Source organism: Staphylococcus sp. GDX7P312P (assembly GCF_008385775.1).
GTDB lineage: Bacteria > Bacillota > Bacilli > Staphylococcales > Staphylococcaceae > Staphylococcus > Staphylococcus haemolyticus.
On the sequence record NZ_VUKI01000044.1, the window covers coordinates 25,009 to 40,801 of the forward strand.

13 protein-coding genes and 1 other annotated feature are annotated in these 15,793 nt (G+C 36.4%); all 13 genes read right to left on the bottom strand.

Going from position 1 to position 15,793, the window contains the following annotated elements; translation table 11 throughout:
• Positions 1-97: 97 nt before the first annotated feature.
• On the bottom strand, positions 98-2,179 hold the full coding sequence (gene fusA, locus F1592_RS11135) for an elongation factor G (RefSeq protein ID WP_053017877.1): 2,082 nt from the start codon (positions 2,177-2,179) through the stop codon (positions 98-100).
• 121 nt (positions 2,180-2,300) lie between these two features.
• Positions 2,301-2,771 carry a 30S ribosomal protein S7 gene (rpsG, locus tag F1592_RS11140; RefSeq protein WP_001137495.1) on the bottom strand — a complete coding sequence of 157 codons (471 nt, stop codon included), beginning with the start codon at positions 2,769-2,771 and terminating at the stop codon, positions 2,301-2,303.
• 70 nt (positions 2,772-2,841) lie between these two features.
• Positions 2,842-3,255 (bottom strand): 30S ribosomal protein S12, encoded by a 414-nt coding sequence (gene rpsL, locus F1592_RS11145; RefSeq protein WP_016931318.1) that lies wholly within the window; start codon positions 3,253-3,255, stop codon positions 2,842-2,844.
• A gap of 89 nt (positions 3,256-3,344) precedes the next feature.
• Positions 3,345-3,605, bottom strand: coding sequence for a ribosomal L7Ae/L30e/S12e/Gadd45 family protein (locus F1592_RS11150; RefSeq protein ID WP_011276716.1), 261 nt, complete (start codon positions 3,603-3,605; stop codon positions 3,345-3,347).
• A 197-nt stretch (positions 3,606-3,802) separates the two neighbouring features.
• Complete coding sequence (gene rpoC / locus F1592_RS11155; protein ID WP_182725492.1) at positions 3,803-7,396, bottom strand: DNA-directed RNA polymerase subunit beta'; 3,594 nt, start codon at positions 7,394-7,396, stop codon at positions 3,803-3,805.
• A 198-nt stretch (positions 7,397-7,594) separates the two neighbouring features.
• The gene (gene rpoB / locus F1592_RS11160; RefSeq protein WP_037552082.1) at positions 7,595-11,146 is read right to left on the bottom strand and encodes a DNA-directed RNA polymerase subunit beta; all 3,552 of its coding nucleotides are present in this window, start codon (positions 11,144-11,146) and stop codon (positions 7,595-7,597) included.
• 206 nt (positions 11,147-11,352) lie between these two features.
• Positions 11,353-11,961 carry a class I SAM-dependent methyltransferase gene (locus F1592_RS11165; RefSeq protein ID WP_053017882.1) on the bottom strand — a complete coding sequence of 203 codons (609 nt, stop codon included), beginning with the start codon at positions 11,959-11,961 and terminating at the stop codon, positions 11,353-11,355.
• 172 nt (positions 11,962-12,133) lie between these two features.
• Positions 12,134-12,502, bottom strand: a complete 369-nt coding sequence (gene rplL, locus F1592_RS11170) for a 50S ribosomal protein L7/L12 (protein ID WP_011276720.1) — start codon at positions 12,500-12,502, stop codon at positions 12,134-12,136.
• Between the two features lie 39 nt (positions 12,503-12,541).
• Positions 12,542-13,042: a 50S ribosomal protein L10 gene (rplJ, locus tag F1592_RS11175; RefSeq protein WP_011276721.1), complete on the bottom strand. Its 501-nt coding sequence runs from the start codon at positions 13,040-13,042 to the stop codon at positions 12,542-12,544.
• A 38-nt stretch (positions 13,043-13,080) separates the two neighbouring features.
• Positions 13,081-13,232, bottom strand: a sequence feature (ribosomal protein L10 leader region).
• A gap of 262 nt (positions 13,233-13,494) precedes the next feature.
• Complete coding sequence (rplA, locus tag F1592_RS11180) at positions 13,495-14,190, bottom strand: 50S ribosomal protein L1 (RefSeq protein WP_053017883.1); 696 nt, start codon at positions 14,188-14,190, stop codon at positions 13,495-13,497.
• 224 nt (positions 14,191-14,414) lie between these two features.
• Positions 14,415-14,837 carry a 50S ribosomal protein L11 gene (gene rplK / locus F1592_RS11185; RefSeq protein WP_001832298.1) on the bottom strand — a complete coding sequence of 141 codons (423 nt, stop codon included), beginning with the start codon at positions 14,835-14,837 and terminating at the stop codon, positions 14,415-14,417.
• 187 nt (positions 14,838-15,024) lie between these two features.
• Entirely contained in the window at positions 15,025-15,573 is a 549-nt protein-coding gene (gene nusG, locus F1592_RS11190) for a transcription termination/antitermination protein NusG (RefSeq protein ID WP_016931333.1), read from the bottom strand.
• A 17-nt stretch (positions 15,574-15,590) separates the two neighbouring features.
• A complete protein-coding gene (gene secE / locus F1592_RS11195) occupies positions 15,591-15,791 on the bottom strand; it encodes a preprotein translocase subunit SecE (protein ID WP_011276726.1) in 201 nt (66 codons plus the stop codon).
• Positions 15,792-15,793: the final 2 nt, after the last annotated feature.

Below are 15,793 nucleotides of genomic sequence, written 5' to 3' on the forward strand. Positions count from 1 at the left end.
ATGCATTTTCAGTAAAAAATCAATTCATAAAGATGTTCGCTTAATTAATAAGCTTACGCTGTATTTTACCTAGAAATTCTAGCTAAAACAAGTTTAATTATTCACCTTTATTTTTTTTGATGATATCATCAGCAATTGATTTTGGAACTTCTGCATAGTGATCGAAGTACATAGTGTAAGTACCGCGACCTTGAGTGTTAGAACGTAATGAAGTTGCGTAACCGAACATTTCTGAAAGTGGTACATAAGCGTTAACAACTTGTGCATTACCACGAGGTTCCATACCATCAACACGTCCACGACGAGCTGTTACGTCACCCATGATATCACCCATGTATTCTTCAGGCATTTCGATTGTTACTTTCATCATTGGTTCTAAGATAACTGGATCACATTTTTTAGCAGCTTCTTTAAGTGCTAATGATGCAGCAATTTTGAAGGCCATTTCAGATGAATCGACATCATGGTATGAACCATCAAATAATTTTGCTTTAACATCGATTAATGGATAACCAGCTAATACACCGTTTTCCATAGCATCTTTAAGACCAGCTTCAACTGATGGAATGTATTCACGAGGAACTACACCACCAACGATAGCGTTTTCGAATTCGAAACCTGCGCCAGTTTCGTTTGGTGTGAATTCAATGTGAACATCACCGTATTGACCACGACCACCAGATTGTCGAGAGAATTTACCTTGAACTTGTGCAGATTGCTTGAATGTTTCACGATATGAAACCATTGGCGCACCTACATTACATTCAACGTTGAATTCTTTCTTCATACGGTCAACTAAGATGTCTAAGTGTAACTCACCCATACCACCGATGATAACTTGTCCAGTTTCTTCATCTGTGTGTGCATGGAAAGTAGGGTCTTCTTCTTGTAATTTAACTAAAGCTTGAGTCATTTTATCTTGGTCAGCTTTAGATTTTGGTTCTACTGATAAGTGGATAACTGGTTCAGGGAATTCCATTGATTCTAAGATAATGTCATTCTTTTCACCACATAATGTGTCACCAGTACCTGTATCTTTAAGACCAACTGCAGCAGCGATATCGCCTGAGTAAACAGTGTCGATTTCTTGACGTGAGTTAGCGTGCATTTGTAATAAACGACCTACACGTTCACGTTTGTCTTTAGTTGAGTTCTTAATGTAAGAACCTGATGTTAAAGTACCTGAATATACACGGAAGAAAGTTAATTTACCAACATAAGGGTCAGTCATAACTTTGAATGCTAATGCAGCGAATTCAGCTGAATCGTCTGGTTTAGCAATTACTTCTTCTTCAGGATTTTCAGCACGATGGCCTACGATTGGTTTAACATCTAAAGGTGATGGTAAGTAGTCAATTACTGCGTTAAGCATTAATTGAACACCTTTGTTTTTGAATGCTGTACCGCAAAGTACTGGGTAGAATTCTACGTCAGTAGTTGCTTGACGAATTGCATCTTTCAATTCTGCTACTGAAATTTCTTCATCACCAAGATATTTTTCCATTAATTCATCGTTAGTTTCTGCAACTGCTTCGATTAAATTAGAACGAGCTTCTTCTGCTCTTTCTTTGTGATCTTCAGGAATTTCAATTTCGTCAATTTCAGTACCTAAGTCATTAGTATATTTGAAGCATTTCATTTCTACTAAGTCGATGATAGCTTCAAATTCGTCTTCGGCACCAATTGGTAATTGGATAGGTGCAGCGTTAGCATCTAAACGATCATGTAATGTACTTACAGAATAGTCGAAGTTAGCGCCTAATTTATCCATTTTGTTTACGAATACGATACGAGGTACACCGTAAGTTGTAGCTTGACGCCAAACTGTTTCAGTTTGAGGTTCTACACCTGATTGAGCATCAAGTACAGTAACCGCACCATCAAGTACACGTAAAGAACGTTCAACCTCTACAGTGAAGTCTACGTGTCCTGGAGTATCGATAATGTTTACACGGTGGCCATCCCATTGAGCTGTTGTAGCAGCTGATGTGATTGTAATACCACGGTCTTGTTCTTGTTCCATCCAGTCCATTTGTGAAGCACCTTCGTGTGTTTCACCAATTTTGTGGATACGACCTGTATAGTAAAGAATACGTTCAGTCGTAGTTGTTTTACCAGCATCAATGTGAGCCATGATACCGATGTTACGAGTGTTTTTCAAAGAAAAGTCTCTAGCCATTGTTTTTCTCCTTCCAGTAATTACTGAATAAGTACTATTGAATATGGCGATGCCCTAAGCATGAGCCATCTTATTTGGTAAACCAATGTGACGGAACACACTCAGGGTTAAAGCTTTAATCTTACCAGCGGTAGTGAGCGAATGCTTTGTTCGCTTCAGCCATTTTGTGAGTGTCCTCACGTTTCTTAACGGCACCACCTGTATTATTAGCAGCATCTAAGATTTCGTTAGCTAAACGATCTTCCATAGTTTTTTCACCACGAAGACGAGCGTAGTTAACTAACCAACGTAATCCTAGAGTAGTACGACGTTCTGGGCGAACCTCAACTGGTACTTGGTAGTTTGAACCACCCACACGACGAGCTTTTACTTCTAATACTGGCATAATGTTGTTAATTGCTTCTTCAAATACTTCTAAAGCATCACGACCACTGCGTTGTTCTACAAGGTCAAATGCTGAATAAAGAATTCTTTGTGCTGTTCCGCGTTTACCATCTAACATGATTTTGTTGATCAATTTTGTAACTAATTTAGAGTTATGAATTGGATCTGGTAATACGTCTCTTTTAGGTACTGATCCTTTACGAGGCATAATTAAAATCCTCCCTTCCTATTATAGTATATTATTAAAAATTGAAATTAAAATTTACACAATCTTAAACTTAATTTTTAGGTTTTTTAGTTCCGTATAATGAACGGCCTTGTCTACGTCCGTCAACACCTGAAGTATCAAGTGCACCACGTACGATGTGGTAACGCACACCAGGTAAGTCTTTTACACGTCCACCACGTACAAGTACTACACTGTGTTCTTGTAAGTTATGGCCGATACCAGGGATGTATGCGTTGATTTCAATATTGTTTGATAAACGCACACGTGCATATTTACGTAACGCTGAGTTAGGTTTTTTAGGTGTCATAGTACCTACACGAGTACAAACACCACGTTTTTGAGGTGAATTTAAGTTAGTAAATTGTTTCTTTTTACTATTAAAACCTCTGTTTAAAGCTGGTGAATCTGATTTTTTAGATTTGCTTTGTCTAGGTTTACGTACTAATTGGTTAATAGTTGGCATTGAAATGTCCTCCTCTCTTCACTTTTTAATTCCACACATCCAGGTGGTTCATTTTTAGGTTAAATAAAATTTAGTAAGCAATATACTTACTAATTCTCATTCAATAACGCAACAATAGTCGCATTAACGTTAATACCTACATAACTACCTAAAGCATGCTTGCTTTGAAAATAAGTAATAGGTATATTTTTATGATTGATTAAACTAAATACGCGAGCTAACAAATGTACCTCAACGTCTTGAGCAATAATCAAAGATGCAACTTGATCTCTATTTAACGCTTTAAGCGTTTCTTTAAGACCAACTACATAGTGTTGTTTGTTAAAGCGTGCAACTTTTTCATTAGACATTAAAATATCCTCCAAAGTTCTGCTTGCATCAACCTTTACAATAATAACACTTAAATCAGCATTAAGTCAACATATTTTGCAGACTTTTTACTAATTATAAAAAATAAAGAACGAGAACGAGACTATCGTCTCAAAAGATTGATAAGTCCCGCCTCGTCAATATTGAAATAAATATGAATTTAGTTTTATTTCATTAATTACTCAATGATTTCTGCTTCTTCAGTTTCAGTAACTGGTGTTTCAGCTTTATCATATTTAACGTCACTATAACGTCTCATACCAGTACCAGCTGGAATTAACTTACCAATAATAACGTTTTCTTTAAGTCCAAGTAAGTCGTCGCGTTTACCTTTGATTGCTGCATCTGTAAGTACACGAGTTGTTTCTTGGAATGATGCTGCTGATAAGAAGCTTTCAGTTTCAAGAGACGCTTTTGTAATACCAAGCAATACTGGTTTAGCAGTTGCTGGACGTTTACGTTCTTTAAACGCTTCTCTGTTTGCATCTGTAAAGCTATGAATGTCAACCAATGAACCAGGTAATAACTTAGTATCACCAGCTTCGATGATTCTAACTTTACGTAACATTTGTCTTACCATTACTTCAACGTGTTTATCGTCAATTTCTACACCTTGCATACGATAAACTTTTTGAACTTCTTTAAGTAAGTAGCTTTCAGTCGCATTTAAACCAGCAACAGCTAGGAAGTTCTTAGGTTCGATTGAACCTTCAGTTAATACTTCACCACGTTCAACTGATTGACCGACTTCTACTTTTAATCTAGAAGTACCTGAAGCTAAGTAAGATCTTGTTTCATTAGCACCTTTAACAACAATTTCTTGTTGGCGATCTTTTGCTAATTTAATATCTTCAACGACACCTTCGATTTCAGTAATCACAGCTTGACCTTTTGGATTACGTGCTTCAAAGATCTCTTGGATACGTGGAAGACCTTGAGTGATATCGCTTCCTGCTACACCACCTGTATGGAATGTACGCATTGTAAGTTGGGTACCAGGTTCACCGATTGATTGAGCAGCGATTGTACCAACTGCTTCACCCACTTCAACTTTTTCACCAGTAGCAAGGTTTTTACCGTAACATTTTTCACAAACACCGTGACGTGTGTTACATGTAAATGCTGAGCGGATGTACATTTGTTCAATACCGGCATCAGTGATTTTCTTAGCGATTTCAGCAGTGATTAATTCGTCTGGACGGATGATGATTTCATCAGTTTCAGGATGACGAATTGTTTCTTTAGAATAACGTCCTTCAATACGTTCGATGAATGGTTCGATCATTTCTGTACCTTCTTTGATATCAGAAACTAGTAAGCCGCGGTCTGTGCCACAGTCTTCTTCACGAACAATAACGTCTTGAGCAACGTCAACAAGACGACGAGTAAGGTAACCAGAGTCAGCTGTTTTAAGGGCTGTATCGGCAAGACCTTTACGCGCACCGTGTGTAGAGATGAAGTATTCTAACACTGTTAAACCTTCACGGAATGAAGATGTGATTGGTAACTCAATAATTTTACCTGATGGTGCGGCCATTAAACCACGCATACCAGCTAATTGTGTAAAGTTAGATGCGTTACCACGTGCACCAGAATCACTCATCATGAAGATTGGGTTTGTTTTCTCAAGAGATTGCATTAATTCGCCTTGAATTTGATCTTTGGCATCTGTCCAAATTTCAACAACGGCATTATAACGTTCATCTTCAGTAATTAAACCACGATTAAATTGTTTAGATACACGTTCTACTAATTTTTCGTGCTCATCTAAAATGTCTTGTTTATCTGGAAGTACAACAATATCTGCTACACCAACAGTGATACCAGCTTTAGATGAGAATTTGAAACCTAAATCTTTCATACGGTCAAGCATCATAGATGTATCAGTGATACTGAATCTATTGAAGACTTCGGCAATAATATTACCTAAGAATTTTTTATTGAATGGTTCAATAAGTTCTTGTTCTTCAAAGTATGCTTTAAGTCCACCTTCACCTAATTGAGTTGGATCAATAAAGTATTTGTCAGGTGTTTTACCTTCAAGATTTGTTTGACTAGGTTCATTGATGAATGCGAATGAATCAGGAATGATTTCATTGAAAATCACTTTACCTACTGAAGTAGCTAAAATTTTGTTGTTTTGAGCTTCTGTGAATGTAGGGTTGTTAAATGATTTCGCATGTACACCAATACGAGTGTGTAAATGAACATAGCCATTTGCATAAGCTTTAAGCACTTCATTTGTATCATTAAAGATAGTACCAGTGTTCACTGCATCTTTACGTTCTAATGTTAGGTAATAGTTACCTAATACCATATCTTGTGATGGTGTTACGACAGGTTTACCGTCTTTAGGGTTCAAGATGTTTTGAGCAGCTAACATTAACATACGTGCTTCAGCTTGTGCTTCTTTAGATAAAGGAACGTGAACGGCCATTTGGTCACCGTCAAAGTCCGCGTTGTAAGCTGTTGTTACAAGTGGGTGTAGACGGATAGCACGACCTTCAACTAATGTAGGTTCGAATGCTTGGATACCTAATCTGTGAAGAGTAGGTGCACGGTTAAGTAATACAGGGTGTTCTCTGATTACATCTTCCAATACGTCCCATACTTCATCGTCCATACGCTCAATTTTACTTTTAGCATTTTTGATGTTAGTAGCAATTTCACGTTGAACTAATTCCTTCATTACGAATGGCTTGAACAATTCAAGCGCCATTTCTTTAGGTAATCCACATTGATACATTTTTAAGCTTGGACCAACAGCGATAACTGAACGACCTGAATAGTCAACACGTTTACCAAGTAAGTTTTGACGGAAACGACCTTGTTTACCTTTCAACATATGTGAAAGTGATTTCAATGGTCTGTTACCTGGACCAGTAACTGGACGACCACGACGACCGTTATCGATTAAAGCATCAACTGCTTCTTGCAACATACGTTTTTCGTTTTGAACGATGATGCCAGGAGCACCTAAGTCTAATAAACGTTTTAAACGATTATTACGGTTAATCACACGACGGTATAAATCATTTAAATCACTTGTTGCGAAACGTCCACCATCTAACTGAACCATTGGACGGATTTCAGGTGGAATAATTGGAAGTACGTCTAAAATCATCCACGCTGGATTATTACCAGAGTTTCTGAATGATTCAACAACTTCTAAACGTTTAATCGCACGTGTCAATCTTTGACCAGTTGCAGATTCTAATTCGTCACGCAATGATTTTAATTCTTCGTCTAAGTTAATTTCTTCTAATAGGTCTTTAATACCTTCAGCACCCATTTTAGCTACAAATTGACCTGGGTATTTATCGTAATATTCTCTGAATTCAGCTTCAGATAATAATGATTTTTTCTCTAAGCCTGTTGGACCTGGATCTACTACAACATATGAAGCGAAATAAATAACTTCTTCTAATGCTCTAGGAGACATGTCTAATAAAAGACCCATACGACTTGGAATACCTTTAAAATACCAAATATGTGAAACTGGAGCTGCTAATTCAATGTGTCCCATTCTTTCACGACGTACTTTAGATTTAGTTACTTCTACACCACATCTGTCACAAACCATGCCTTTGTAGCGTACACGTTTGTACTTACCACAACTACATTCCCAGTCTTTTGTAGGTCCAAAAATTCTTTCACAGAAAAGACCATCTTTTTCTGGTTTCAATGTACGATAGTTGATTGTTTCTGGTTTTTTTACTTCACCGTATGACCATGAACGGATTTTTTCAGGTGAGGCTAAACCGATTTTCATATAATGGAAATTATTTACATCAATCAAGGAGCCTACCTCCTTCAATTTAGATTAGCTGTGCCATTTGATTGATTTACATCTATTGAAACTAAAACAAGTCATATGATTATAGGGAAGAAATCAGCACGATTAGCTTATTTTTAGTTTAAATCGAACTGAGTTTCTAATCCCTTACTTTTTTATAACTTCAAATTCTAATTAGTCAGTAGTTTCTTTTTGAGTTTCAGGAACATCTTTTTGTTGTAAATCTACTTTGCGCTCAGTTGCATCTTCATCATCAACATCAGCCATTTCGATTTCATTATCTTGTTCATCCATAACTTTGACATCTAAACCTAAACTTTGTAATTCTTTCATCAATACGCGGAATGATTCTGGAACACTTGGTCTAGAGATGTTTTCACCTTTAACGATAGCTTCGTATGTTTTAACACGTCCTACTGTATCGTCAGATTTATAAGTTAAGATTTCTTGTAATGTGTAAGCAGCACCATATGCTTCTAGTGCCCATACCTCCATCTCACCGAAACGTTGTCCACCGAATTGTGCTTTACCACCAAGCGGTTGTTGTGTAACTAGTGAGTATGGACCAGTTGAACGAGCGTGTAATTTATCGTCAACCATGTGTGCAAGTTTAAGCATGTACATAACACCAACAGAAATACGATTATCGAATGGTTCACCAGTTCTACCATCGTATAAGACTGTTTTACCGTCACGAGCCATACCTGCTTCTTCGATTGTTGACCATACATCATCATCGTTCGCACCATCGAATACTGGAGATGCAACATGGATGCCTAAGTTTTTAGCAGCCATACCTAAGTGTAATTCTAATACTTGTCCGATGTTCATACGAGATGGTACACCAAGTGGGTTTAACATGATGTCAATTGGACGTCCATCTGGTAAGTAAGGCATATCTTCTTCAGGTACAATCTTAGAGATAACCCCTTTGTTACCATGACGACCACACATTTTGTCCCCAACATGGATTTTACGTTTTTGTACGATGTATACACGTACTAATTGGTTAACGCCTGGAGATAAAGTATCATCGCCTTCTTCACGGTTAAATACTTTAACATCTAGAACGATACCACCAGCTCCGTGAGGTACACGTAATGATGTATCACGTACTTCACGTGCTTTTTCACCGAAGATAGCGTGTAATAATCTTTCTTCAGCTGTTAATTCAGTCACACCTTTAGGCGTTACTTTACCTACTAAGATGTCACCGTCTTTAACTTCAGCACCAACGTAGACAATACCACGATCATCTAAGTTTTTAAGTGCATTTTCTGAAACATTTGGAATATCACGAGTGATTTCTTCAGGTCCTAGTTTAGTATCACGAGCTTCTGATTCATACTCTTCAATATGAATTGAAGTATAAACGTCATCTTTAACTAGACGTTCACTCATAATAACAGCATCCTCATAGTTGTAACCGTCCCAAGTCATGAAACCAACGACAACGTTACGACCTAATGCCATTTCACCTAATTCCATTGATGGTCCGTCAGCTAAAATTTCATTATATTCAACGACATCGCCAACTGAAACAATTGGACGTTGGTTGTAACAAGTACCAGTGTTTGAACGTTTGAATTTAGCTAATGGATAACGATCTAATTCACCTTCATGTTCAGTACCGTTTTCTTCTACTAAACGACGAACTAAGATTTCTTTAGATTCAACATGTTCAACGCGACCTCTATATTTAGCTGTAATTGCAGCACCTGAGTCACGTGCAGCAACATGTTCCATACCTGTACCAACAAATGGTGCTTCTGTGTTCATCAATGGTACTGCTTGACGTTGCATGTTTGCTCCCATTAATGCACGGTTAGAGTCATCATTTTCAAGGAAAGGAATACATGCTGTCGCAGCTGAAACTACTTGTTTAGGAGATACGTCCATGTAGTCCATTTTCTCTTTAGCCATAACTGTGTTATTACCACGGAAACGACATACGACTTCATCATCTAAGAAACGACCATTTTCATCTAAGCGAGAGTTCGCTTGAGCAACTACATAGCTATCTTCTTCATCAGCTGTTAAGTAGTCGATTTGATCTGTAATAGAGTTAGTGTCTAAGTCTACTTTACGATATGGTGTTTCAATGAAACCAAATTCATTCACACGTGCATAGCTTGATAATGAGTTAATCAAACCAATGTTTGGTCCCTCTGGAGTCTCGATTGGACACATACGACCATAGTGAGAGTAGTGAACGTCACGTACTTCCATTTGAGCACGTTCACGTGTTAAACCACCAGGTCCTAATGCAGAAAGACGACGTTTATGTGTTAACTCAGCTAATGGGTTAGCTTGGTCCATGAATTGTGATAATTGAGAGCTACCGAAGAACTCTTTAATTGACGCAATAACTGGACGGATATTAATTAATTGTTGTGGTGTGATAGAGTCTGTATCTTGAATTGACATTCTTTCACGTACAACACGTTCCATTCTTGATAAACCGATACGGAATTGGTTTTGTAATAATTCACCAACTGAACGTAAACGACGGTTTCCTAAGTGGTCAATATCGTCTGTGTAACCAATACCATTTAACAAGTTAAAGAAATAACTCATTGAAGCAATGATATCTGCTGGTGTAATACATTTAACTTCTGAATCTGGTAACGCATTACCGATTACAGTAGTCGTACGACCTTCTTCATCATTTGGTACGTAAACTTTGATTGATTGAATCTCAACAGGTTCATCAATAACTGTACCTTCTAATTCAAACACTTCACTATTAGCATTTGTTTCTAAAACTTCCATAATTTCGTCTAATTTGCGACGGTCTAAAACTGTACCTTCTTCGGCAACAATTTCACCAGTTTCGCTATTAACGATTGGTTCTGCTAATTTTTGGTTAAATAAGCGGTGTTTTAAGTGTAATTTTTTATTAGCTTTGTAACGACCAACACTTGCTAAATCATAACGTTTAGGGTCGAAAAAGCGTGAATAAAGTAAACTTTTCGCATTTTCAACTGTTGGTGGCTCACCAGGACGTAAACGTTCGTATATTTCTAATAATGCTTGCTCAGTATTTTCAGTGCCATCTTTTTCAAGCGTATTACGTAAATATTCACTGTCTCCTAATAAATCAATAATTTCTTGATCATTTGAGAAGCCTAAAGCACGTAATAATACTGTTAATGGTAATTTACGTGTTCTATCAATACGTACATAAACTACATCTTTAGCATCTGTTTCATATTCTAACCATGCACCACGGTTAGGGATAATTGTCGCATCATAGTTTTCACGACCGTTTTTGTCAATTTTTTCATTGAAATAAACGGATGGTGAACGTACTAATTGAGACACGATTACACGTTCTGCACCATTGATTACGAATGTACCTGTATCTGTCATTAATGGGAAGTCACCCATAAATACTTCTTGTTCTTTAACTTCGCCAGTTTCTTTGATTATTAGACGTACTTTAACACGAAGAGGTGCAGCATAAGTAGCGTCACGGTTTTTTGATTCTTCTAAATCATATTTTGGTTCACCTAATCGATAATCTACAAATTCTAAAGAAAGGTTACCTGTGAAATCTTCAATTGGAGAAATATCACGGAACATTTCTAATAAACCTTCTTTTAGGAACCAGTCGTAAGATTTAGTTTGAATTTCTATTAAGTTTGGTAATTCTAATACTTCTGAAATTCTCGCATAATTTCTACGTTTACGATGTCTTCCATATTGGACAACTTGACCTGCCAAACAGATTCACCCCTCAAATATTGTGTGATGAACCAATACGCGTAAAAATCGTATAACAAGACAAAAAGAAAACGGCAACACAGTTGATGACACCATTTTCGATTCTACATTTATTCTTGTTTATCGTACTCTTTTCGCGTAAAAGTACACACTTATTGAACATAAATTTTTACATTTTATAACTATATCAGAATACAACTTTGAAATCAACCTTTTCGGCTTTTCAATATATAGTATCCTTTATTCTTGTTAACAACTTCGACATTATTGAAAATTTCTTCCATTTTCTTTTTAGCAGAAGGCATACCTTGTTTCTTTTGAATCACAACGTACAACTCACCTTGTGAATTTAACTGTTGATATGCTTCTTCAAAAATACGATGAACAACTTCTTTGCCAGCTCTAATGGGAGGATTGGTTAGTACATAATCAAAATGACTATCCTTTAGTTGTGATAAACCATCACTTTCTTTAATAATGACGTTATCAATTTGATTTGCTTTTTTATTCTTTTCAGCAAGATTTAACGCACGATGATTCACATCAACCATAGTAATTTGATGATGTGGCGAAACTTTTGCAATCATTAATCCTATCGGACCATACCCGCATCCGACATCAGCAATCGTCTTACTTGGTCCAGGAGGATGCTCGTTTAAAAATGTTTGTACTAACGTGTCTGATCCAAAATCTACTTGTGCTTTTGAGAACACACCTGCATCTGTAGTTAAATTTAATTGATGGGAATGATAATGATATTGAATGACTCTTTCATCACTTTGTACATCTGGATTTTCATCATAATAGTGTCCCATAACGTCACCTCTTTTTTCATTGTTCATCTTTATTTTACTAGAAAATGAAGTAAAAACCCCGTTATCGTGATAACGGGGTTTTAATTTCTCAAAGAATTCGGGTTAGTTCTGATAATGTATTATTAATACATTAAAAACACATAACCTTCGATATTAAGTTAAGATACTAGAATTATTTTAATTCTACAGTAGCTCCAACTTCTTCTAATTGTTCTTTAAGTTTTTCAGCTTCTTCTTTAGCAACGCCTTCTTTGATTACTTTAGGAGCGTTATCTACTAATTCTTTAGCATCTTTTAAGCCTAAGCCAGTTGCTTCTTTAACTGCTTTAACAACTTTGATTTTTGAAGATCCAGCAGAAGTTAACTCAACGTCAAATTCAGTTTTTTCTGCTGCTGCGTCTCCGCCACCAGCTGCACCAGCTGCTGCTACAGGAGCTGCTGCTGTTACACCAAATTCTTCTTCAATTGCTTTTACTAAATCGTTTAATTCTAATACTGACATTTCTTTAATTGCTTCAATGATTTGTTCTTGATTAGCCATTTTATATTTCCTCCAATTATTTTAATTTTTTATGCGCAATTATTCAGCGCTTTCTTCTTTTTGTTCTCCAACAGCTTTAACCGCATAAGCGAAGTTGCGTACTGGAGCTTGTAATACTGATAAAAGCATAGAAACAAGACCATCGTGTGAAGGTAATGAACCAACAGTTTTAACTTCTTCTGCTGAAATAACGCTACCTTCCATAACGCCTGTTTTGATTTCTAAAGCTTCGTGTTCTTTAGCAAATCCTGCGATAACTTTCGCTGGTGCTACTACATCTTCAGTTGAAGTTGCAACAGCTGTAGGACCTGTTAAGAATTCATCTAAGCCTTCGATACCTGCTTGTTCAGCTGCACGACGAACCATAGTGTTTTTGTAAACTTTATACTCAACACCAGCTTCACGTAATTGTGAACGTAGTTCAGTTACTTCTGCAACTGTTAAGCCACGGTAGTCAACGATAACAGTTGAAACTGAATTTTTAAGTTGTTCAGCAATAACATCAACTTGTTGTTTTTTAGCTTCGATAATAGCAGACATTCAGACACCTCCATTTTTATTTTTGGTGCTTTTTAAATTTCTCAATAAAAAAAGCACTTTCTACCCACGGCAAAAAGCGCTTGAAAGATCATTTTTATGATCACACGTTCAAGTCAATTTTAGCCTCGGCAGGATGATTTTTAAGTTATACTATAACTCCTACTGTCTTAGGTAAAATAATCACAATAAATAATATAACCTCATTATTGTAATATGTCAATCACTTTTCCAATTTTTTTACTATAAAATGAAATAAAGTTATTACTTCTCTATCGACTACTCGTTTCTTCGCCATCATATATGAAGACATAGACTTCAATATACTCGGAATAAATAAATTCCATTTATAGATTGCATCATGTTCACACAAAATTTATTTCTGTATATACATAAAAATAACCTGTGACATTCGAAAAGTCACAGGTTCTATAATTAAATAAGTTTGCACTTAATTATAATTTAAATGATGAAGTATCAATTTTAACTCCAGGACCCATTGTTGTAGTAACAGCAACAGATTTGAAGTAAGTACCTTTAGCAGATGATGGTTTAGCTTTAGCTAATACATCTTGTAAAGTTTTGAAGTTTTCAACTAATTTTTCATCGCTGAATGAAACTTTACCGATTGAAGCATGTACGATACCTGCTTTTTCAGCACGGTATTCAACTTTACCAGCTTTGATTTCTTCAACAGCTTTTTTAACATCCATAGTTACTGTACCAGTTTTAGGGTTTGGCATTAAACCTTTAGGTCCTAATACACGACCTAATTTACCAACTTCGCCCATCATGTCTGGTGTAGCTACTACTACGTCAAAGTCGAACCAACCTTGTTGGATTTTTTGTACGTAGTCAGATTCACCTACGTAATCTGCGCCTGCTTCTTCTGCTTCAGTGATTTTGTCACCTTTAGCAAATACTAATACACGTTGTGATTTACCAGTTCCGTTTGGTAATACTACTGCACCACGGATTTGTTGGTCATTTTTACGTGTATCAATTCCTAAACGGAAAGCAACTTCAACTGATGCGTCGAAATTAGCAATGCTTGTTTCTTTAGCTAAGCTGATTGCTTCTTCAACACTATAATGTTTAGTACGATCAACTTTATTAGCTGCTTCTTGATACTTTTTACCTTTTTTAGCCATTTATTGTTCCTCCTTTAGTGGTTTTAGCGGAATTTCCTCCCACGCTTACTTGTGCCTAACACAAGTTAAGAGCAGATAACAGATGAATGTCTAATGTTTGAGTAATCTTAAGAAAGATTACTAGTCACCCAGACTAATCATAGACAATATTGTCGTTGTCATTTCTGTTACCTGCTATCGTCTATCAGTTTATTTCAAAATTAAACTAACTTTGTATTCATTAATTATTGTACAGTGATACCCATACTACGAGCAGTACCTTCGATAATACGCATAGCTGCTTCTTCGTCTGCAGCGTTTAAGTCTTGCATTTTAGTTTGAGCAATTTCACGTACTTGATCTTTAGTTACTGTAGCAACTTTAGTTTTGTTAGGTTCACCAGAACCTTTTTCTACGCCAGCTGCTTTTTTAAGTAGTACTGGAGCCGGTGGAGTTTTAGTAATGAATGTAAATGAACGATCTTCATAAACACTGATTTCTACCGGAATGATTAAACCTGCTTGTTCTTGTGTACGTGCGTTGAATTCTTTACAGAATCCCATGATGTTTACACCTGCTTGACCTAATGCTGGACCAACTGGTGGTGCTGGGTTCGCTTTACCTGCAGGAATTTGTAATTTAACTACTTTTTCTACTTTTTTAGCCACGATGTGCACCTCCTTGATATCGTGATGTGGTCACAGGGCTCAGTTTTGCCCTCCCACTCATAAACATTTCGTGACGAAATGAGCGCTATAAAAACGCGACCACATTATTTTAACACTGAACCAACTTAAAAAGCAATAGTAAAATTTCATCTTTTTGGTTGTTCAATATTTTTCCAAATTTAATTGATTATAGTTTTTCTATTTGATCAAATTCAACTTCAACTGGTGTTTCTCTTCCGAACATATCAACTAATACTGTTAATTTAAATTTATCAGGTTCGATTTCTTGAACTTCTCCAACTTGATTAGCGAACGGTCCTGATTTAATACGAACTTGTTCTCCGACATCTAGTTCTACATCGATTGTTTTTTCTTTAAGTCCCATTTGTTTTAAAATGAATCTCATTTCTTCAGGTAATAATGGGTTTGGTTTAGAACCTGCTCCAGCTGAACCAACGAATCCTGTAACACCAGGTGTGTTACGTACTACATACCAAGATTCATCAGTCATCACTAGTTCTACAAGTACATAACCAGGGAACGTTTTTTTAAGTTGCTTTTTAGCTTTACCATCTTTAACTTGTGTTTCTTCCTCTTCAGGTATGACAACTCTAAAAATCTGTTCTGTCATATTCATTGATTCTACTCTTTTTTCTAAATTCTTCTTAACTTTATTCTCATATCCAGAATACGTATGCACAGCATACCAACGCTTTGCGCCAACCTCTTCAGACATGTTGTCACTCCTTATTCTTATCTAAATAGTTCAATTAAATTCCCAATACCTATATCTAATACCCAGAAAAAGACCATAAAGAAGATTACTGTAGAAACTACAATTACAGTATATTTAAAAAGTTCTTCTTTTGTTGGCCAACTCGTTTTTTCCATTTCACTTTTAACGCCTTGGAAGAAACTATCTTTTTCTTTGTTTGTGCCCTTATCTTTAGCCATCA